The sequence below is a fragment of the Halobellus litoreus genome (assembly GCF_024464595.1).
GTDB classification, from domain to species: Archaea; Halobacteriota; Halobacteria; order Halobacteriales; family Haloferacaceae; genus Haloquadratum; species Haloquadratum litoreum.
Genome location: NZ_JANHAW010000001.1, coordinates 1,014,329 through 1,035,200 on the forward strand (window position 1 = coordinate 1,014,329; position 20,872 = coordinate 1,035,200).

Annotated in this window: 20 protein-coding genes; 4 read left to right on the forward strand and 16 right to left on the reverse strand. The window is 60.2% G+C overall.

Annotated elements, in window-relative coordinates:
* Positions 1-62: 62 nt before the first annotated feature.
* A complete protein-coding gene (locus tag NO360_RS05200; RefSeq protein WP_256306476.1) occupies positions 63-467 on the reverse strand; it encodes a DUF6276 family protein in 405 nt (134 codons plus the stop codon).
* A gap of 121 nt (positions 468-588) precedes the next feature.
* Between NO360_RS05200 and NO360_RS05205 the strand changes: the two genes are divergently transcribed.
* Positions 589-1,335: a CPBP family intramembrane glutamic endopeptidase gene (locus NO360_RS05205; RefSeq protein WP_256306478.1), complete on the forward strand. Its 747-nt coding sequence runs from the start codon at positions 589-591 to the stop codon at positions 1,333-1,335.
* Between the two features lie 45 nt (positions 1,336-1,380).
* Here the strand turns inward: NO360_RS05205 and NO360_RS05210 are convergent, their stop codons facing one another.
* The gene (locus tag NO360_RS05210; protein ID WP_256306480.1) at positions 1,381-1,839 is read right to left on the reverse strand and encodes an NOB1 family endonuclease; all 459 of its coding nucleotides are present in this window, start codon (positions 1,837-1,839) and stop codon (positions 1,381-1,383) included.
* Between the two features lie 16 nt (positions 1,840-1,855).
* A complete protein-coding gene (locus tag NO360_RS05215) occupies positions 1,856-2,113 on the reverse strand; it encodes a PRC-barrel domain-containing protein (protein WP_256306482.1) in 258 nt (85 codons plus the stop codon).
* Between the two features lie 228 nt (positions 2,114-2,341).
* On the opposite strand from NO360_RS05215, the gene infB reads away from it, so the two are divergent.
* Both infB and NO360_RS05225 read left to right on the forward strand, forming a co-directional pair.
* Positions 2,342-4,156 carry a translation initiation factor IF-2 gene (infB, locus tag NO360_RS05220; protein WP_256306483.1) on the forward strand — a complete coding sequence of 605 codons (1,815 nt, stop codon included), beginning with the start codon at positions 2,342-2,344 and terminating at the stop codon, positions 4,154-4,156.
* Between the two features lie 908 nt (positions 4,157-5,064).
* Positions 5,065-5,853: a XylR N-terminal domain-containing protein gene (locus NO360_RS05225; protein ID WP_256306484.1), complete on the forward strand. Its 789-nt coding sequence runs from the start codon at positions 5,065-5,067 to the stop codon at positions 5,851-5,853.
* Positions 5,854-6,680: 827 nt separating this feature from the next.
* Here the strand turns inward: NO360_RS05225 and NO360_RS05230 are convergent.
* From NO360_RS05230 to NO360_RS05290, 13 genes are all read right to left on the reverse strand, one after another.
* Positions 6,681-6,911: a hypothetical protein gene (locus tag NO360_RS05230; RefSeq protein WP_256306485.1), complete on the reverse strand. Its 231-nt coding sequence runs from the start codon at positions 6,909-6,911 to the stop codon at positions 6,681-6,683.
* Positions 6,912-6,996: 85 nt separating this feature from the next.
* Positions 6,997-8,541, reverse strand: a complete 1,545-nt coding sequence (locus NO360_RS05235; RefSeq protein WP_256306486.1) for a YHS domain-containing protein — start codon at positions 8,539-8,541, stop codon at positions 6,997-6,999.
* A 125-nt stretch (positions 8,542-8,666) separates the two neighbouring features.
* Entirely contained in the window at positions 8,667-9,719 is a 1,053-nt protein-coding gene (locus tag NO360_RS05240) for a ferritin family protein (protein ID WP_256306487.1), read from the reverse strand.
* Between the two features lie 2 nt (positions 9,720-9,721).
* On the reverse strand, positions 9,722-10,021 hold the full coding sequence (locus NO360_RS05245; protein WP_256306488.1) for an MmoB/DmpM family protein: 300 nt from the start codon (positions 10,019-10,021) through the stop codon (positions 9,722-9,724).
* Positions 10,022-10,023: 2 nt separating this feature from the next.
* Complete coding sequence (locus NO360_RS05250) at positions 10,024-10,398, reverse strand: Rieske 2Fe-2S domain-containing protein (protein WP_256306490.1); 375 nt, start codon at positions 10,396-10,398, stop codon at positions 10,024-10,026.
* A 2-nt stretch (positions 10,399-10,400) separates the two neighbouring features.
* Positions 10,401-10,739, reverse strand: coding sequence for a toluene-4-monooxygenase system B family protein (locus NO360_RS05255; protein WP_256306492.1), 339 nt, complete (start codon positions 10,737-10,739; stop codon positions 10,401-10,403).
* Between the two features lie 190 nt (positions 10,740-10,929).
* Positions 10,930-11,991, reverse strand: a complete 1,062-nt coding sequence (locus NO360_RS05260) for a VOC family protein (protein ID WP_256306493.1) — start codon at positions 11,989-11,991, stop codon at positions 10,930-10,932.
* Positions 11,992-12,075: 84 nt separating this feature from the next.
* On the reverse strand, positions 12,076-12,843 hold the full coding sequence (locus tag NO360_RS05265) for an IclR family transcriptional regulator (protein ID WP_256306494.1): 768 nt from the start codon (positions 12,841-12,843) through the stop codon (positions 12,076-12,078).
* Between the two features lie 1,840 nt (positions 12,844-14,683).
* Positions 14,684-15,580 (reverse strand): alpha/beta fold hydrolase, encoded by an 897-nt coding sequence (locus tag NO360_RS05270; protein WP_256306496.1) that lies wholly within the window; start codon positions 15,578-15,580, stop codon positions 14,684-14,686.
* 152 nt (positions 15,581-15,732) lie between these two features.
* Positions 15,733-16,113, reverse strand: coding sequence for a DUF5811 family protein (locus NO360_RS05275; protein ID WP_256306497.1), 381 nt, complete (start codon positions 16,111-16,113; stop codon positions 15,733-15,735).
* Between the two features lie 105 nt (positions 16,114-16,218).
* The gene (locus tag NO360_RS05280) at positions 16,219-16,689 is read right to left on the reverse strand and encodes a pyruvoyl-dependent arginine decarboxylase (RefSeq protein ID WP_256306499.1); all 471 of its coding nucleotides are present in this window, start codon (positions 16,687-16,689) and stop codon (positions 16,219-16,221) included.
* Positions 16,690-16,772: 83 nt separating this feature from the next.
* Entirely contained in the window at positions 16,773-18,002 is a 1,230-nt protein-coding gene (pan2, locus tag NO360_RS05285) for a proteasome-activating nucleotidase Pan2 (RefSeq protein WP_256306500.1), read from the reverse strand.
* Between the two features lie 75 nt (positions 18,003-18,077).
* On the reverse strand, positions 18,078-18,551 hold the full coding sequence (locus tag NO360_RS05290) for a deoxyuridine 5'-triphosphate nucleotidohydrolase (protein ID WP_256306501.1): 474 nt from the start codon (positions 18,549-18,551) through the stop codon (positions 18,078-18,080).
* A 281-nt stretch (positions 18,552-18,832) separates the two neighbouring features.
* On the opposite strand from NO360_RS05290, the gene NO360_RS05295 reads away from it, so the two are divergent.
* Positions 18,833-20,809, forward strand: coding sequence for an aconitate hydratase (locus NO360_RS05295; protein WP_256306502.1), 1,977 nt, complete (start codon positions 18,833-18,835; stop codon positions 20,807-20,809).
* The last annotated feature ends 63 nt before the right edge of the window (positions 20,810-20,872 follow it).

The following is a 20,872-nucleotide window of genomic DNA, read 5'->3' on the forward strand; positions in this document are numbered from 1 at the left end:
CTATGTCCGGAACTGTTCTTACGGGGGACCTCTACCGCTGTCTCTGCCGATTCAGGTACTCGTTACGAATCGAGCAGCGACACAAGTTGTCGACGGCGACGCCCCAGATCGGCGTGCGCCTCGACCGATTCGTCCGCGGCGAGTCGATCCAGCGTCAGGAAGACGTCCGCGCCCGACGCCTCCGCGTGCTCGACGAGCGCCTGGATCGCCGCGCGGTTCGTCGCCAGCGAGTCGAGGAGCCCCAGCGCGAGCAGCAGCGCAGCGCTGCCCTCGCCGTCCGGGACGGCCGCCGGGAGAGCCGCTTCCCCGTCGAAGTCCGAACTCTCGTCGCTCGCGAGCGGATACGTGCGAAGACAACGCGGACAACTCCCGACGACCGCGGCGTTCTCGGGGGCGTACTCGCGGAGGACCGATGGAACCGCCACCCGAACGAGCGGTCGGTCACAGACGTCGCAGTGAGTCGGCATAGGAGACGCTACGGCGACGACGATGAAAGGCGTCCCGGCGCGAGGGCGCGGCGGCGACCCCGATCCGACGCCACGGGACCGGTATCCCTATTCGCGCCGATCCCGTAGGTGGGGCCGATCAATGGCTTCGGACGCCCACTCGGCTCCGCTCGACGATCCGCGAACGCACCTCCGCGCGATCGGCGGCGCGTTCGTCGTCGTCCTCCTCGTCGTGCTGGTGGCATCGATCGCCGTCTCGCTGGGTTACCCGCTCCTGGACGCCGCGGGAATCAGCCGCGAGAGCGCGCTGGGGCTCGCCCTCCGGAGCGCGTTCCAGTTCGTCGGCTTCGGCGTCGCCGGCGTCGGCTACCTCGTCGTGACCGATCAGACCGACCTCGTCCCGATCCGCTCTCCGACCCGCCGCGATCTGAAGTGGCTCGTCGGCGGCTTCGCCGGCCTACTCGCGCTCTACGTCGGGGCGACGGCGATCCTCAGCGCGCTAGGAGTGCAGGGTGCCGACAGCGCCATCGTCGCCGAGGGCAGCGGCCAGCCGGTCTACTTCCTGTATCTGATCCCGGTGACGATCCTGCTCGTCGGGCCGACGGAGGAGTTGATCTTCCGGGGCATCGTCCAGGGGCAGTTCCGCCGTGCCTACGGCACGCCCATCGCCGTCGCCGCCGCGAGCGCCATCTTCGCCGCGGTGCACCTCTCGTCGTACAGCGGCGACGGCCTGCTCGCGACGCTCGGCACGGTGCTCGTGCTGGGCGGCGTCCTCGGAATCGTCTACGAGAAGAGCGAGAACCTCGTGGTTCCGGCCGTCGTCCACGGACTGTTCAACACCGTCCAGTTCGTCGCCGTCTACGCGACGACGACGGGGCTGGTCGGGTGAGGGGGTCTCGGCTCAGATTCGGGAGACTGCGTCGACGTGCCGCGCTCAGGCGGGGTTCTTCCGCGCCAGTTCCGTCCCGCAGATCGGACACCGGTCGCGGTGCTCGTCGAACTCGCGCCCGCAGCCCTGACACTGGAAGGTCCACTCGCGCGTCTCGGAGATCCCTTCGCGGGCGATGATTTTCACGCCGACCTCGACGTGGTCGGCGACGTTCTGCATCGCGTAGTCGTCGGTGACGAGCGTGGCGTCGAGTTCGAACGCCGCCGCCAGGAGCCTGACGTCGGTCTCCGAGAGCGTCTCGGAATCGCCCGTCTCACGGGCCGCACGCTGGATCTTCTCGACGGTGCCAGCGGCCGGGATGTGCACGTGCATCCCGGATCCCTCATCGGCGTCGTAGCGGTACGACGCCTCTCCTTCCAGTTCCTCGCGGACCATCGGGATCGAGGCAATGTCGTCTGTGGTGTGGTACTCGTGGATGAACGCCGAAGAATCGAGAACCTGCATCGGACGTCGCCTTCAGTTATGGTTGCACGACGATGTAGTCTTTGACGTCCTGTACGCGCGAGACGGGGATGCGAACGACCGTTTCGTTCTCCTCGTCGGTCCCCGTCTCGAACCCGAGTGCGTTCGGATTGACGTCCTCGTACGGCGAGACGAGCAGGTCGCCGATCGTCCCGGTCTTGACGTTCATTTCCACGTTGTACAGCGCCCCGAGTTGGGCTCCGTCCGCACCCATCACGCCCTTCCCGGAGAGGTCCTCCGCGAGTTCGTCCGGCATACCCCACGCTACTGCGTACTGTTACATAAACGCCACGGGCGGCACGGGGCGGCGAATCCGGTCGAAACTAGAAGCGCCTCGAACGCGAGGCAGTGACAACCGCGTCACGTTGGGACTCGCTCACCAGGGGTCGAAATCGACGTGATCGGCCTCGTCCGCGGATGACGATGGACTTAACTACAGTCCAGCAGTGAGTTACAGTAAGGAATTTCTCCGGGGTGATTCTCTATGTCTGACACCGACGCCGACGCCGCCTCGACAGCCGAATCGAACGCGCTACGGACACCTATCGTCGCCGTTCTCGGCCACGTCGACCACGGCAAGACGACGCTGCTCGATACGATTCGCGGCTCCGCGGTGAGCGAGGGCGAGGCCGGTGCGATCACCCAGCACATCGGCGCGACCGCGGTCCCGCTGGAGACGGTCTCGGAGATGGCGGGCGACCTCGTCGACCCGACCGACTTCGACCTCCCGGGGCTGCTGTTCATCGACACGCCGGGCCACCACTCGTTCACGACCCTCCGCTCTCGCGGCGGCGCGCTCGCCGACATCGCGGTCGTCGTCGTCGACGTCAACGACGGCTTCCAGCCCCAGACCATCGAGGCGCTGGAGATCCTCCAGCGGACGGGCACGCCGTTCGTCGTCGCCGCGAACAAGATCGACACCACCCCGGGATGGAACCCCAACGACGGACGGCCGATCCAGGAGACCTACGAGAAGCAGTCGCAGAACGCCAGGAGCAGACTCGACGAGAACCTCTATGAGATCATCGGCGACCTCTCCGACGAGGGCTTTTCTGCCGATCTGTACTGGCGCGTCCAGAACTTCACGAAGAACGTCGGCGTCGTCCCGCTCTCGGCGATCACGAGCGAAGGGATCCCGGACCTCCTGGCGGTCCTGATGGGGCTCTCTCAGCGCTATATGAAAGAGCAGATGGCCGTCGACGTCACGGGCCCCGGCGCGGGGACGGTGCTGGAGGTCAAAGACGAGCGCGGGTTCGGCGCGACCGTCGACGTCGTCCTCTACGACGGGAGCGTCCGCGCGGACGACGAGATCGTCGTCGGCGGGATCGACGGCCCGATCGTGACCGAGGTGCGCGCGCTCCTACAGCCCCGACCGAACGCGGAGATCCGGGTCGAGAAGCGCTTCGACAAAGTCGATGAGGTCCGCGCCGCCGCGGGGATCAAGATCGCCGCCCCCGAACTCGACGACGCGATGGCCGGCGCGCCGATCCGCGTCGTCCGCGACCGCGACATCGAGGACGTCATCGAGGAGGTCGAGTCCGAACTCGCGGAGATCCAGGTCTCCACCGAGGAGGAGGGCGTCGTCGTCAAGGCCGACACGCTCGGGAGTCTGGAGGCGATGGCGAACGCCCTCCGGGAGGCGGAGGTGCCGATCCTCCGCGCGGAGGTCGGCGACGTCGCCCCGCGGGACGTCGCGGTCGCCTCGACCGCCAACGAGGAGAAACACCGCGTCATCCTCGGATTCAACGTCGACGTGCTCTCGAACGCCGAGACCGAACTCGACGAGAGCGAGGTGAAGCTGTTCGAGGACGACGTCATCTATCAGCTCGTCGAAGGGTACGAGAACTACGTCGACGAGATCGAGCGCGCACAGCAGGAGACGGTCCTCGACAAGATCGTCCGCCCGTGTCGCTTCCGCATTCTCGAAGACCACGTGTTCCGGCAGTCCGACCCCGCCGTCGTCGGCGTCGAGGTGCTCTCGGGAACCCTAAAGAACAACCAGAACGTCGTGAAGTGGGAGGGCAACGAGACGACCCGCGTCGGCCAGCTCTCGGGAATTCAGGAACAGGGCGAGGACGTCTCGGAGGCGCGCGCGGGGACCCGCGTCTCGGTCGCCATCGACGGCCCCACGGTGGGGAGACAGATCGAGGAGGGCGACGAACTGTGGATCGACCTGCCCGAGAAGCACGCGAAGATCCTCGAACAGGAACTGTCCGACGACATCCCGGCCGACGAACTGGAGGCGCTGACGGGATATCTCGACAAACACCGGAAGCGCGACCCATTCTGGGGCAAGTAGACGGTTTGCGGAGTTGTATGTGTACACAAATTTCGGAGTATTTGCTACCGGCAGTGGTCAACCCTGCCGGACTATTTCGCCCATCTGATTGGTAGACACTTCACGGCTACTCACGAGTCACTCAGGCTCGACGAACGCGACGCCTGCTGGGTTCCCAATGCCACCCGCGTGTGGGTGAATCGAGCACCACTTTTTGAGAGTACTGCTCACGTACTGTCTGGGTCAATATTCACGTGACAAATCTGTCTATTTCGGCGTGGATTGTATCAGATAGCGATCGCTTGAAGCCACCCTTCCAGCCCGAATAATCATATTTTATTGATTTACTAATAAATAGTACTTTCATAGAAGTATATAGAAAAATATGTTTTCAGAGCATTCGGACTCACGGGGTGCTATCATCCGGGATCGGCGGCGTTCATCGTCGAAGATGTGGACCGAGCAGGCGACGGTATCAACGGGATAAACAATGGTATCGAACAGTAACGAAGTGGGTCTGAAACCTCCAAACTGTCCGTTCTATCGCCGTCAGTACTAGCCGGGAATAGCGGATTACTTCCGATTGACCCGGCCTCACAGTTGAGACGGGCTGTAATTCAGCCTGCTGCGTCCACTCGTGAAGGGTCTGGAAATTGAATTTCTTTTAATCCCGAACTATCGAAATGGTTATTTATATTTCGAAACTATATTAGTGACGAAAAAGTCGGTTCTAAATACCTAGCTGGACCACTTACTCGAGAGCTCTTCCGGTGCTCCGGAAACAACAAATCGGTCCACCCGGGGGATGCACTAGCTGTTCGGTTTCGGTCGTAGACACCCGAACAATCGGGCGGCTCATACTCTAACGTAACGCAACCCCTCAGTTACGCGTATAGTTTTTTACTACGGGTCCCAAACGGCACATTAGAATGAAATCAGACGATTTTGATCTCAAAGCAGACCTTCAATACGGGGCCGAACCTGGCGTCAACTCGTTTCGGAATAACCGTATGGTCATTTTCAATGCGAAATCAATGGGACTGCTCCGTCAACAACTGATCGAAACTCTCGGCGTCGAAGAGGCGCGAAAAACACTCTTTCGGTTCGGATTCCAATCAGGGTATTCCGACTTCCTGTCGATCGACAAGAATTACGACTTCGATACCCCTGAAGAACTACTGAAGGCTGGACCGAAAATTCACACTGATAAAGGCCTCGTCAAAGTGGAAACACACGAGATGGAGTACGACAAAGAGGAAAGCATCTTCCACTTTGACGGGAGCTGGCACAATTCGTATGAGGCAGAACAGCACATCATTTACAACGGGGAAGCAGACGTTCCCGTGTGCTGGAGTTTGACCGGATACGCTTCAGCGTGGTGCAGCGGTTTCTCCGAAATCCCGGTGCTGGCGATGGAGTCAAAGTGTGAGGGAATGGGCGACGAACACTGTGAGTGGTCAGTCAAACCCATTGACGAATGGGGCGAAGAAGCAGAACCCTATATTAATGCGATTATGGATTTCTTCAAGGGTGACAAACTGATGGAGTACTATAGCTATATGGAGGAACAGCAGGGCCTCGAGGGAAAGATCGAACTCGCAAAGGAGACGAATCTCCCCGAAACGAGAGCCTCAACAGCGGTCGATTCGAAGGAGAACATCCGAATGTTTCGCGAGGCCATCGAAGAGATCCTAGGCAAACAGCCGCCCAAGCTATAATCTAACGGAAAATACATTTCGTTGGGTTTGAGAGATCTCAGATTCATCGGTTCTAGTTCCTTTAGCCGATCTTTTTGATACTAGGCGGACACGGGAAGCAGACGAGCGCCCATCTGGTGGGTTGAACATCAGCCGTCAGGAGGTGAGTTGCCGTTCGAGGTCCCGCATCGATTTAGCCCGTATTTCAGGAAACACGGGACAGGTGGTCGGCTCTTCCGCTGATACTTCCTGAATGATCGCCTGGCGCAGATCGTGCGTACACGCCCGACCAAATTTGTCGAAGTGGGGACATTTTACGCAACAGTCCGAGGGCTGGAACCGACGGCTAGACATAGAACGTGGTATGATACAACAATATAAATAGTTTTGTGCCCAACTGGATTGCGGATTTCATAATAGAATCAGGCATTGAAAGCTTGCAGCCACGCTGCTGTATGTCTTGCTGAGTGTGTCTAAAGCGAGAAGGGTTGCGTCACCAGAGCCGTTCAGCTCTTCGAAGTCGCGTCGGATGGCGTTGCGATTCCTATGAATCGCGTGTGGCGAAGTAAGAGACGATGGCTACCCCCGGCAGCCAGTATGCGCCGGTGACGGGGAATACCGCATCTCGATCATCACTCGCGTTCTGGGCTGTATTAGTGGAAAGTGGAGCGAGCGGTGATATCGAAGCCAATCCCGGCAAATTATCAGTAGCGCCGGGCGGTTACTCGAATATTCGTCTCTTCTACCGCGAGGCACTGCGTATGTGTCCGCGGTGAAAAGGACCGTCGAAGCTGCCACAGTACGTGTTAGCGTGTAACTCGGGCACGGAAACGATGATTCTGTCGAAGCTACGCGTCGACATCCAGGTTCGAGACGCGGATCGAATGAGGTGTCCCTTCCAGATCTTCGAACACCTCCCGATGTTCGTCCGTCGGATCAGTCCCGTCGTAATTCGGGCACCGAACCGTTGGTTCACCGTACAGTGGAGGTGGACCATCGAGAACGTCCTCGTCGGTGAACTCGTATCCGCATGCGGGACACTCGCCTAGCGGCTCTTGCTCTGGGCTTGTGGGAGCCATTAACAAGAGCTTTTATCTGATGGATATTAAACGTACCGCATCCAGTGATCAAAGAGCGAGGTTCCGACTGCTGGATCGAAACGAATCAGTCGTCGCTGGCCGCACCGGCGGGATCAGACGAAGACGGACTCCAGTCGGCCCAGTCGTCACCCCACTCGGGGGCGCGGAAGTCGATCCCACGCTCGTAATCGTTGTCCGCTCCCATACCCATATGCTCGAGGGCACCTTCTAGGGTCTGCGGCTGGATGTCTCCGGCCAGGAAGCGCCGCAATATCGATTTGTGCTCCGCGTATCGCTCGGGCTCGTTCTCGAAGATCCACTGACAAGGCTCCGAGCAGAAGTAGTACGTTTCACCATCGTGTTCGTGACAGTGGAGTCGGTTGTGGTCCTGGTCGGGATCCGCGTGAATTGCAGGGAGCTGACAGAGGTCACAGAGGACGATAAGGTCGTCCGCAACTGTTTTTTCGAGATCATCTTCTCGCATCGCCTTGGCGTGGCGGTCCCACTTTTCCCCCCAACGCTCCTCCCAGCCAGGGTACTTTTCTTCGAGCCACTCTCGGTCCTCTGCTGTCACACCGGGCGGTGCGATAGGCAGCGTCGGGCGCCAGTGGTAGTGACCGCCGGCCATATAATGGCTGGTACCACCCTGACGCACGAGTTCGATAAATTGGTCCCAGTACCACGGCTTTTCGAGTCCCGTGCTTTCGATGTTTTCTAAGAACTGATCGACGATCCACTCTTCCATAAACTCGCCCCAAGACATCTCACGATCCTCGACTGGAGTATAGTAGTCCATACTCGGTCCAGTCAGCGCGGAGAACAGCTTGTAGCACCGCCAGAACGACTTGTCAACGAGGTACTGTGCCCGGTCCAGATCGTCGTACTCGTCAAGAATCTCGATGATTGCATTACCTTGTTGGGCGTGACGAGCCTCGTCGGTCTGAATGGACGAGATTGCCTCAGAGAACTCAATATCGCCGACGTCAGCGGCATCGGACGCCAGCGCCAGGAATTGCATATTCGTGAAACCGGTCTCGAATGCGAACGTGATTTGGAGCGCCGAGTCGATGGCGTTCGAGGCCTTGAAATCGTCGAACAGGTGCCGCGCAGCGACAGACGCCCAGTCCTCGGTGTGATACATCTTCTTGGCCCAGTCGTACTGGGAATCTTCCTTGACGAAACTGTGTGGAATGCGGAGCTGAAGTTCCGTGTGTCGGAGCTCGTCCATCGCCCCAAACTGTGCCATATGTCGCCACGCGCTGTCAGGTGCGAAGCGGGCATATTGAGATTCACTCGTAACGGCTGCACGTTCGAGAAGCGGAACTGTGGCGAAGTGGAACTTGAGTACGTCCTCCCACCCCATTCCAAGAGAATGCGGAAGTCCAGACTGGTCCATCGCAGAACTCACTGCGTAAACGCTCCCGTCCTTTTCGTGCTGCGTCTCGTAGTATTCTCGGGCTGTCTGTTTGTACGTCTCCTCCCAGCTTTCCCATCCATCTTCGGGCACGTTGTACGCATCTTGCCCGGTCAATCCCGGTGGGTACATTTCCTCTTCGTCGACGTAGGAGATATCCCAGTTCGTGTTCGTCGCTGTTTGATACCAATCCTCACGTCTAACGTTTGGTAACATTTGCAATGAGAGAACTTGACCCAATTATAATAAAAGTTTGGTTGAATCCGTCGGAGTCTGTCATAAGTACCGCGTAGATCGGACTCTGACCGCAGAAAACAACACTACGAACGGATGGTAAACAGCTACGAGGGTCGTTGCACCGGTACGTCCCCGAGCATCGCGTCGTACTTCTGTTCGATATCCTCCATCACGTCGTCGAAGGGGAGGGTCTCAGGTGGCATCGACTCGAACGCGGGTCGGAACGCCCGGACGGCGTCCTCACAAGCCGGGTAGTACTCGTCGATCGTCTCTTGGATTACTACACCGTTGGATTCGTCGACCTCGATGAGGTGTTTCGCGATGGAGGCGCCGATTTCTCGGCTTCGATCCGAATCGAGGTAGAAATTATCCAGCACCTGTGCGTAGAGATCCGAGTCGTTCGCCTCGAAGAGTTCCGAATAGTGGGCCAAGAATAGTTCGTCGAAGAGGGGTTTCAGAACGAGGTTAGTACCGACGAAGGACTTCCCCCAGTCGTATTCAACTAGAAGTTCCTCGATGACTTTCCGGAACGGTTGCCACAACTCGTCTTCCTCCCATACTTCTCGCTCGTTCTCGGTGAAGCCCCTCTCAGGGAACTCTTTCTTAAGCTGGCTCGCCCGTCGAGCGAGGCGCTCCTGCCGCCGAATCTCGTCCGTGGACTGAAGCGTCATCGCGGTGCTGATGGTGCTGGACGGTGCAACCATAGTGAGGTACGAAGCGAGCATCTGCAGTCCGTGACAGGGATAGCGAAGCGGTAAGAACGCTCGCTTCTGGAAATCGAGCCACGGGTCGTCGCTTCGCTCTGTACCCCGTTCAAGGACTTCTGCCTGTTCGTACAACGTTTCGATCGCACTCTCGCGGTCGTCCATCAGGTCGTTGTACTTTTCGTACGTCATCTCCCGGGGATCGCGCCAGGAGTCGAAGTCGTCTGGGTACTCTCCGGCGATCGAACTCCCCTCACGATACTCACGATACCACTCCGCGAGCGCCTGATCCGTTCCGACTGCGAGGCGAGGAACCTTGCCGTCGTAACGCTCACCGATGTCGTAGTTCGTTCGGTGAGTCGCAACGTCGTACGTCGTAGGGATTCGACGCTGGTTCCACGTGGTGTACGTTCGATACGTCTGCTCTTTCATCGGGTACTGTTTTTCACTCATATTCACTGGTTCGAGTGCGTTTCTTTGATGTCGCTGACGAACTCCACCCGGTCTGACTGGGGATTGATGTAGCCCTTGAACGAGGAGATCTGTTCCTCGATCCCACCGGGAACCGAGATAGCCCCTTTTCCAAGTAGTTCGTCCAAGGTCTCTTGCGTTACGACGCACTTGTCTTCGGCCTCGACCCGAAGGTAGGCTCGACGGTCGGTGACTTCGACATCGCCGTCGGTGTCGCGTTTTATGGCTTCGACGATTCCGTCGGTTTCGCGGTTGTTTCGTAACACGGGTCCGACTTTCGACATCGTTAGCTTCCCTCCGACATTACCACGTATATTTCTCCGCCGTCGACGCCGGCTTCGTATTCGTTGAGTCCGTTTCCGGAGGGGTTCACTCCCTCACCGGTTTCTAGGTCGAACTCCCAGGTGTGTGCCGCGCAAGTGATGGTGGTTTCGTCATCGTGAGGGCCACACATACAGCCACGCTTTCCAGTCTCTTCGAGGTCTCTGTCTTGGTGTGGGCAGATAGCATCGTAGGCGTGGAGCTCCTCGTCGAGGTCCCGCCAAATCAGAACTTTCCTTCCTTCCACCTCGAAGAAGGTCAATTCGTCTGCCCAAATGTCATGGTCGTCACAGAGGTAGTGCTTCTCACCATTAAGAGGTTCTGTGGAATCTTCTGGCATACTCACTCTTGGGGTTTCGCGTGTTCCGGGTGCGCTTCGAGCATACTCTCGCCGGTCCAAGCGGGGTGTGACTTCCCGAATCCCTCCGGGATCTCCTCACCTTCGTACTGTAACTCCACGTATTCGACAGGCTCGACGACGTCCGAAATAAGGGCGTCGTTGGCAAGTACTTCCCCGGCGTAGATCATCGACAGCGGCCGATCGTGGTCGATGTGAACCCTGCTGTCCACGACGTGGGAGATCTTTTCTGCGGCCTCCGAAACCGTGTCCTCGGAATCGACCGGGACGAGGGTCGGATAGTCGTCGGTACGGAACCGTACCAGTAACGGAAACTCTGCCATGTGTATCCACGTCACAGTATCATAGCACAGTATAAATAATTATTGATGGTGCTGGTTTGTCTTACGATCCGTTAGACGGGGGTCCGACCCAGAGCAACTAAAAATTGAACACGGGGAGCGACAACGGACGGCGCTCCATCGAAGGGGAGTGCTATAGTCCGGCTAGCACTGCTCGGTACCGCAAGTCCGTTCAGTCGTCGGCTTCCGCTTCGGGTTCTCCGTCAGGCTCCTGAGATTTGTAGCGATCGCGGAGGTGGTATGCACCCTCTTCGGACCAATCTTTCTCGTCGGTGGGGACGTAGTCATACTGGCGACGAGCGTGCTGACCCGCTTTGCCACCCCACCAGACGAAGCCGTCGGATCCGTCCTCCGGTGTCCACGTGACCGTCTCCCACTCAGGATCGAAGATGAGGAACCCGCCAGCGAAGATCTCCACCTTGTTACCCGACGGTTCGAGGTAGTAATTGAAATGTGCCTGGCTGATTCCGTGGCGTGCGGGTCCGCCGACGAACTCGATGTCACGCTCTCGGAGCAGATCTGCCGCCCGTTCAAGTTCACCGCGGTAGCCGCCGTCCATATAGTAAGCCACGTGGTCGATCTTGTCGACGACGTTCGCGTCCGGTGGCGGGGTGATGAATGCGATTTCGTGGACGAGGGGGCTGACGCTCATCCACGCACCGACCTGGTTACCGTCGGGGTCGAGCCCTTCTTCTCGAAGGGCGAATCCGAGAACGTTCTCGAAGAAGTCGACGCATTCCGGAACGTTGCTCACGTTGAAGTTCACGTGATCGATACGACGGAAGCCAGCTCCACGTTCTGGTTTCCGCGTTGGTTGGTTTTTCAACCGGGGTTTGTTCTCTTCGCTTACCGTATCGAACGCCCGGTCAATGTCGTAGACGAGTTCCATATACTCGGGAGTCGCGCCCGGGTAGTCGAACTTAAGCGCCCGTCCCTGGCCGGGTTCGGCATCAGGATCTACCCATTCAGTATCGTAGCCCGAGTCCTCGATGCGTTGTTCGAACTCGTCAAAGTCTGCTTCGTCTTCGAGCATCCAAGCGACGTGTTTACACCCCCAGGTGTCACCTTCACGGAGGATGAGGGTGTAATCTTGCCAGTCACCGAAGGCGGCTAAGTAGTACGCGTCTTCCTCCTCGTGACGGACGTACATCCCCATTGTGTCGCGAAAATGCTCTAACGATGCTTCCAGATCTGGACAGTACAACTCGGCGTGTGCAAGGGTTGCAATACCCATATCGACTACAGGAATACAATAGGTAATAAAAATTTCCCTCAAATGGACAGCGCTCTACGCATAACGACCGATTTCGGGACTGATCTACGAGAATTTCGCGTTTACCTCGATCACGTTCGCTGATTGAAGCAGGAGGTCACGAAGTTCGCTCTCGATGCGTTCGTCACTCATTCGACGGGAGGGACCAGAAACACCAATCGATCCCAGTACACGGCCTGAATCCGTCTGGATCGGCGTCGCGATGCATCGAATTCCCCGGAGGCGCTCTCCGTCTCCGATCGCGTATCCCAACTCACGCACCCGGCGAAGATCAGCTTTAAACTCGTCAACGTCGGTGATCGTGTTCTCGGTTTGTTTCGGAAGGCCGTTCGCCTCGATGATTTCGTCCACACGATGATCCGGAAGATAAGCGAGCATCGATTTCCCGGCCGCGGTGCTGTGGGGGTAGACGTATTGTCCGATCGAGAGTGTTGTCGGAATGGCGTTTTCGCTCTTCGACCGGTAAATGTAGATTACGCTATTTTCTTCTAACTTGGCGAATTGCGCCCGCTCGTTCGTCTTCTCCGCCAGAACATCAATTTCATACTGAGCGGCTTCGTAGATGTCAATCCGGTTTTTCACCTGTTCTGAGAGGCTAAGATATCGAAGACTCAGTCGGTAACTGTCGTTGTGCTTTGCAATAAACCCCTCTTGAGAGAGCGTATGGAGGTACGTATGAACGGTGCTCTTTGAGACGTCCAAGCGGTTTGAAATCTCCGTGAGCGTTAGTTGCCCCTCATCCTCAAGGGCCTGAATGATTCGGGAAGCACGCTCAACCGCCCGAATTGTGCGTGGTTTATCATCACCATTCATACTCGTACGTGAGACTCATACACTATAAGCGTTCACCACCGACAGACCTGGCCCATTATGATATAACAAATGATGAAAGATACGTCAAGAGAAGGTTTGTTAATGAATGTACACTCAATCCCGGATTGGAAAATGAAGAAGACAAAGTCGTTTCCGATCATCGTTCACATTGTAGCGATCGTGTCGTTAGGTGTTGAGTTCGTATATATCATATACACCGGTAAAACTCGAAGCGGGAACCCGAATATCGATTCTCCGATGCGATCTGGGAGGGCGCACGCACTCGTCGCCAGTAGATCGATATCGGGCCGAGAGTGTCCGAATAGCCGTATGGGGGATGTCGCAGGCAATGAAGCCCTTTCAGTAGATAACATATGTACGTATGTTATTCAGAGGAAACGAGAACGGCGCTCGAATCGTGTCATCTATTCCACGGCGATGATCGAATCTGTTTAGAAGTTCGCAAGGACACAGTCACCTCTCAAATGGACGATCCCCAGTTTTGATAGCTCGCGCGCCTGTCCGCTCCCGCTCCGGGAACTCTAGGGGAATCCTCCAGTTCAGCACTGCCGCAGCTGACGGGCCAATTTGATATAACCCAACAGGATTACCGCTAGTTCGACATATGACAAACCGTTACGATATGGCTCTGCTCGAACGAGAACGAATAGCGAGGCGATCGTCGGTATCGATGTCAGATGCCGGCCGTTTCGTTTAGGACACAATGACTCGAAGAAGTTAGCCGTTGTGCAGCGAAAAGCGACATCCAAGCGTTGGGCACGGTATTTCTCCGTTGAATCGCAGACCGCGAAGTGGTAGCGTCGCTCTGAAAGTTGAACCGAGGCGGACGGACCGAACGTGGTGTAACTCACTCCTCCACTCGGTGGGCAAGTCGAGTCACCCGGCGGAAATGCTGTGCCCAGAGTGCCACGAGCGTGAACGCTTCGGGGGTCGTGTTAACTCGAGTAGATACCACTTGATGGCGCGGACTTGCACCCAGGTTTCCGCGGTCGACGGATCGATCTCGCTAAATAAACATAAATCTGAAACGTTCTTTTTTGTGAATTACAATTTATACATTTGAGAGAGAGAGTTTCTGTAGCCGTTGGGTTCCGACGCGCATATTCGGGTTCTCTCGTCGGGAGGTGGTTTTGAAATCACCTGCGCCATCGACGAGACCCACGGTGTGGTCGACGTCGTATGTCTCGGCCAGATCGGTGAGAAATCCCCCGCGGCCCCGGAGTATATGCGCTTGAAACAGCCAAAGAGGGATATTTCGTCAGTTCAGAATCGGTGGTGGCGTACAGCCAGTCCTTTCTACCGGTGACTCAGATCGCAGTCTGATCGGGGTCAACACGATCTGGGGTTTCGCCACTTGCGGGCTGTAGGTCGTCCTTCTGAACCCAGTTATAAACCGCGAATGGCCTGGCTGATGCCAAATATATCAGTTATCAAAAATATATATAAAATTGGAATAACTAGGAGCTGCGGGGGCCTGTTTCAATGTCTCGCGAGGTGTCAGTACTCACTCACAAAACCAAGTGATCCATCCACTGGAACCGATGGGACGGTCATCTTCGGCCATAGGAATTCGAAAGGTCGATCCCCTTGCACTTACCGTGACACTGCCATCAATCGCGCGCTGTCTGCGATCACCAGCGATATCTCCCGAATCGACCGTCCGCTGATCACCGGTTGTCCTCGTGAGGTAGTGTTTGAACTCCGTGCGAGTCTCAGTACCGCTCGAATTTCCTCACAGGCGGATCGAATGCCACGATTTGCTGACTCGGGGGCCGAGGGGTACTACAACCGTCGCCACCCGCCGTCGCGTGGACGGGCGTCACCCGCCGAGGTGTTCGATCAGTAGCTCCGCGACCCGGTCGGGCTCCTCGTGCGGGAGCCAGTGCGTGGCGTCGGGGAACCGTTCGAGTCGGCCGTCGTCGCAGTAAGCGACGCTCTTCGGGGCTAGCTCTGGGACGAGCGCCTGATCGTTCTCGCCCCAGAGGACGAGCGTCGGGGCCGCGACGCGCTCCCGCGGCGGGTCGTCGCGCCGGCGGAAGACCGCCCGGTACCAGTTGATCATCGCCGTGAGCGCTCCCTCCTCCGCCCAGGCGGCCCGATACCGCTCGAAGTCCGTCGCCGAGAACGTCCCCGGGCGGGCACCCCGTCGCATCGTGGCCGCCAGAAGGTCGTACTCGGTACGGCGCACGTTCCACTCGGGGAGCCCCGGGAGTTGAAAGTAGAACAGATACCAGCTCTTCAGGAGCTGTCTCGGCCTCGTTTTGAGCACTCGCTCGAAGACCGCCGGGTGCGGGACGTTGATTATGCCCAGTCGGTCGACCGCGTCCGGGTACCGGAGTGCAGCATCCCACGCGACCGCCGCCCCCCAGTCGTGGCCGACGACGTGGGCCGCGTCGCGCCCCTCGCTCTCGACGAGTTCGACGACGTCCGCCGAGAGGCGACCCATCCGGTAGGCGTCGAGACGCGTGGGCTTGTCGCTGCGGTTGTAGCCGCGCTGGTCGGGGACGAGCACGCGGTAGCCGGCGTCGACGAGCGGTTCGACGTACGCGCGCCACTCGTACCAGAACTCCGGGAACCCGTGCAGGAGAACGGCGAGTGGATCCGCGGGGTCCCCGGCAGCGACGACGTGGAGGTCGACGCCGTCGACCTCCCGGAAGGACCGTTCCGCCGAGGGCACGTCCGGAAGCGGCGCGTTCCCCGAGGCGTGTTCGCTCATTTCGTGCCGGTTCCTTAGCGGCGACGCTGATAACCGTTCGGGCGTCTGCTCGTCGGTCGGAGGACGGTAAAAGATCGGCGTCGATCGGTCGGATCACGGCCGCTCACAGCAACGGCTCGCGTCGAATCGCCTTCAGACCGCGGAGTACCGGGTTACCGCGCCGTCGGCGTGAGGCCGTCGCCGACGGTGTTCATCACCTGGAGCGCCGCGCTCGCGGCGAGGCCGCGGGCCACCTCGTCGCGGTCCTCGTCGGTGAGTCCCGATTCGAGGTCCTCCTCGTCCGGCGTGAACCCCGCGCTGACCGGGCGGCCGGCCGGCGGGCGGACCGCGACGGTCGCCTGCGGGCCGTCGGCGCCGTAGGAGAGTTCCGAGCCGACGGCGTAGCCCTCCGGGAGGTACGCCTGCGTCCGAGAGACGATTCCGGCCACAGCAGTACGGAGTTCGCGTACCTGTGCCACCGAGAGGTCGACGTCCTCGGGACGGCCCGCGTCGACGACGCCGGGAGCGCCCGCGTACGGGTTGTTTCCGTTCATTAGGAGTGTCGTTGCCAGTAGGGGAAGGCGGTTGATAAAGGCGTCGGCGAAGTCAAAACTGCTTCAGAGAAGCCGGAGGCCGCGTCGTGATGCGATCGGCTCCGCTCAGAGAATCGCTTCGCTCTCGCCGTAGACGGCGAGCGCGACGGCGGTCGTGTACCCCTCGCCGTCGCCTTCGGCCGTCGTGACGGCGACGTGCTCGTCGTCGAAGGTCCACTCCCGGAGGTCGCGCCCGGCGGCGAGGCCGACCTCGACGCTCCGTCTGACAGCGCCGGGATCCTCGCCCGAGGCCTCGTAGAACAGTCCCGGTCCCGGACCGACGGTCCAGCCGAGACCGGCCGAGACGGTGCCGACGCCGCCGGTCGTCGCCCGCGCCTCGACGACCGTGAGTCGGTTCCCCGCCGGGCCGAGGTCCGGCGCGGTGCCGACGTCCTCGACAGTCGCGTCGGCGGGGATCACCGACGAGACCGAAATCAGGTTGTAGTTGTGGACGTTCGCGTCGGCGAGCGCCGCGTCGTAGGAGGCCATCTTCGTCGGCGCGTCGCCGACGCCGCGGACGATCCGAATGGTGCTCATACTCGACAACGACGGCGCGGAGAATAAGCGGTTACGGATCGGAACGGCGACACCGCGTTCCGGGTGGGATCGGCGCCGGGTCTTCAGTACTGATAGGTCGTCGGCCCGGGGATCGTCGTCTGCTCGTCGGCGTCCTCGACCTTCTCGTAGGCGTCGTCGAAGTCCTGTCTGCGGACCTCCGTTCGCCCGTCGCGGATCGCGAACATCCCGGCCTCAGTCGCCAGCGCGGCGATCTCCGCGCCGGAGTAGTCCTCCAGTTGCTCGGCGAGGTCCGCGAAGTCGACGTCGTCGGCGACGTTCATCTCGCGCGTGTGGATCTCGAGGATCCGTTCGCGACCCTCGGGAGCGGGCTTGGGAACCTCGATGAGGCGGTCGAAGCGGCCGGGGCGGAGGATCGCCTCGTCGAGCATATCGAAGCGGTTCGTCGCGGCCATTATTCGGACGTCGCCGCGGTCGTCGAAGCCGTCCATCTCCGAGAGGAGTTGCATCATCGTCCGCTGGACCTCGGCGTCGCCGGAGGTCTTCGAGTCCGTCCGCTTGGCGGCGACGGCGTCGATCTCGTCGATGAAGATCACTGCGGGTTCGCGCTCGCCGGCGAGGTCGAAGAGGTCGCGGACGAGCCGCGATCCCTCGCCGATGAACTTTCGCACCAGTTCGGAGCCGGCCATCTTGATGAAGGTGGCGTCGGTCTCGTTGGCGACGGCCTTCGCGAGCATCGTCTTGCCCGTCCCCGGCGGCCCGTAGAGCAGCACGCCCGACGGGGGCTGGATCCCGACCTGCTCGAACATCTCGGGGTTCGTGAGGGGGTCCTCGACGGCCTCGCGGACCTCGCGGACCTGCTCGTCTATGCCGCCGATGTCCTCGTAGGCGATCGCCGGCGAGTCGTCGATCTCCATCGCCTGCGCGCGGGAGTCGGTCTCGTCGTCGAGCAGTTGTTGGATGGCGAAGGAGTCGTTGATCGCGACCCGGTCGCCCGCCTCGAGTTCGCTGTCGAGGTGCGGTGACGCCTCGGTCAAGACCTCCTGGTTGTTGCCGTGCTGTTTGATCACGACGCCGTCGTCGGTGAGTTCCTCGACCGTCGCGAGATAGAGCGAGGAGGTCTTCAGCGTCTCGTTACGACGCTTCAGCTGTTCGACCTCCTCGCGCAGTTCCTCTTGGCGGTCGGTCGCCGACGAAAGTCGCTCGTCGAGTTCGTCGTTGACGTTGAGGAGGCGCTCGTAGTGCTGGCGGATCGCCGCGAGTCGTTCGGCCTCCGACATTTCCGGGTCGAGGTCCAGACGCGGCCGATCTGGAAGAGACGGACTACGGGACATCAGTTGCTCGCTCTTGGAGTCGGTCGTAAATGTGCCTTTGGGTAACCCCGGTCGCTTGTGGGAGTCGGGGGAGCGTTACGGTTCCTCGTCGGTTCGTTCGCCCTGATACGTCCCCGCGTAGACGTCTTCGTGGCCGGCCTCCGCCAAGACGAGCTGCGCGATCCGCGCGCCGCGTTCGAGTCGGATCGGGTGATGGACCTGCAGGAGCCCTTCGCCTTTCCCCTCGTAGCCGGCGTCCCAGACGGCCGTGTTGAGCATACACGAGTTCCGCATCAGGGTCGAGCGGGGGTAGAGGAATCCGACGTGGTCCTCGGGGATCGAAATCGTCTCCGCGTACTGGAGGATGTAACCGCCCGGATCGAGGTCGAATCCGTCGGCGTCGCTCTCGACGGGTTCGCGGTCGCCGACGGTCTTGCCGTCGACTCCAACGCGGCCGGCTTCGACCTGTTCGAGGACATCGCCGAGAGTGAGGTCGACGCCGTTCGGCTGTATCTGCGCGTCGGAGACTGACTCGATCTGCGAGGCGACGAAGTGGCCTGAGCGGAACATACCGGAAGCGCGAATGCCGCGCGCAAAACCGTATCGCTCTCTCGCCGGTTGTTCCCGTCGCAGACGGAGCAGTATTTCGCGGAGGTAGCATTCGCCCGATGGATCGCGACAGGGGTGGGCTCGTACCTCAGAACCCTTGCTGTCGTTCTGCGAGCGTGAAATCGACCGACTGCGACGCTGACTATTCGTATCGAATTAGGACCTACTATGTGTATAAGGGACATATCTCCGACCTCAAACACGCGGGATTTATAATCGTAGACGGTCGATTCTCCGGTGTTATGGGACAGACGCTCACGGAAAAAATCCTCGACGACCACCTCGTCGAGGGCGACCTCGAACCCGGCGAGGAGATCGGGATCGAGATCGACCAGGTTCTCGCACAGGACACGACCGGAACGATGGTGTGGCTGCAGTTCGAGGCGCTGGAACTCGACGAGGTCCAGACTGAGCTCGCGGCGCAGTACTGCGACCACCAGACCTACCAGTTCGACTTCAAGAACACCGACGACCACCGGTTCCTGCGGTCTGCGGCCGGCACCTACGGCGCGTACTTCTCCCGTCCGGGCAACGGCATCTGCCACAACGTCCACAAAGAGAACTTCGCCGCGCCCGGCAAGACGCTGCTCGGTTCTGACTCCCACACGCCGACCCCCGGCGGTCTCGGCCAACTCGCGATCGGTGCGGGTGGCCTCGACATCTCCGTCGCGATGGGCGGCGGCGCGTACTTCGTCGAGATGCCGGAAGTCGTCAACGTTCGCCTTGAAGGCGAACTCCCCGAGTGGTCGAGCGCGAAGGACGTCATCCTCGAGATGCTGCGACGCCTCTCCGTGAAGGGCGGCGTCGGCAAGGTCTTCGAATACACCGGCCCCGGCGTCGAGACGCTCTCCGTGCCGGAGCGGACGACGATCACCAATATGGGCACGGAACTCGGCGCGACCTCCTCGATTTTCCCGACCGACGAGAAGACGGAGGACTACCTCGCCCGACAGGGTCGCGAGGACGAGTACGTCGAGCTTTCGCCCGACGAGGACGCCGAATACGCCGACGAACTCGTCATCGATCTCTCGGAGATCGAGCCGCTCGTCGCGAAGCCGTCGATGCCGGACAACGTCGTACCCGTCCGCGAGGTCGCGGGCGAGTCCGTCGAACAGGTGATGGTCGGCTCCTGTACGAACGGCGGCTACGAGGACATCCTGCCGGCCGCGAAGATGCTGAAGGGCCGCGAGATCGATATGAAGACCGAGATGATCGTCGCCCCCGGCTCGAAGCAGGCCTCGGAGATCCTCGCCCGCCAGGGCTGGACCGCCGAGATGATGGCGGCCGGCGTCAACTTCTCGGAGGCGACCTGCGGTGCCTGTATCGGAATCGGTCACGTCCCCTCCTCGGACTCGGTCTCCGTGCGGACGTTCAACCGGAACTTCGAGGGCCGCTCGGGCATCGAAGACGACTCCGTCTTCCTCTCGTCCCCGGAAGTCGCCGCCGCAGCGGCGATCAAGGGCGAACTCGTCGACCCACGGGATCTCGCCGAGGAACTCGGCGACCTCGAGGCGCCCGGTTTCGAGCTTCCCGAGAAGTACGACGGCTCGAAGACCGATATCATCGAGCCCGACGAGGCCGTCGACGACGAACTCGTCAAGGGGCCGAACATCGGCTCCGCGCCGATCGGCGAACCGCTCGAGGCCGACATCCGGGGAGAGGTGCTCCTGAAGATGGAGGACAACATCACGACGGACCACATCATCCCGGCCACCTCGGACATCCTCAAGTACCGCTCGAACATCGAGAAGCTCTCGGAATTCACGCTCTCGCGCGTCGACGACACGTTCGCACAGCGCGCGCTCGACTCCCCCGGCGGCGTCCTCGTCGCGGGCGAGAACTACGGCCAGGGCTCCTCGCGGGAACACGCCGCGATGTGCCCGCAGTACCTGGGTATCGAGGCCGTCCTCGCGCAGTCGTTCGCCCGCATCCACAAGGCGAACCTGTTCAACTTCGGGATCGTTCCGCTGTCGATCGACGAGGAGACGTACGAGCAGATCGACCAGGGTGACGACGTCGAAATCGTCACCGACGTCGCCGAGGCCGTCGCCGCCGGCGAGACCGAGTTCACGATCCGCGTGAACGACGACTGGGAGGCCACCGCCGAACTCAACGCCTCCGAGCGCGAACGCGGCATCCTCGAGGCCGGTGGCAAGCTCCGCCTCACGAAGGAGCAGTACGCCGACGAGAGCGGCGGCGCGGCCCCCGCCGACGACTGAGCGGCCGAGTCCGTCTCGGTCCCGACGCCCTCGACACGTTCTCAATTCTTTCGACGCGGTTTC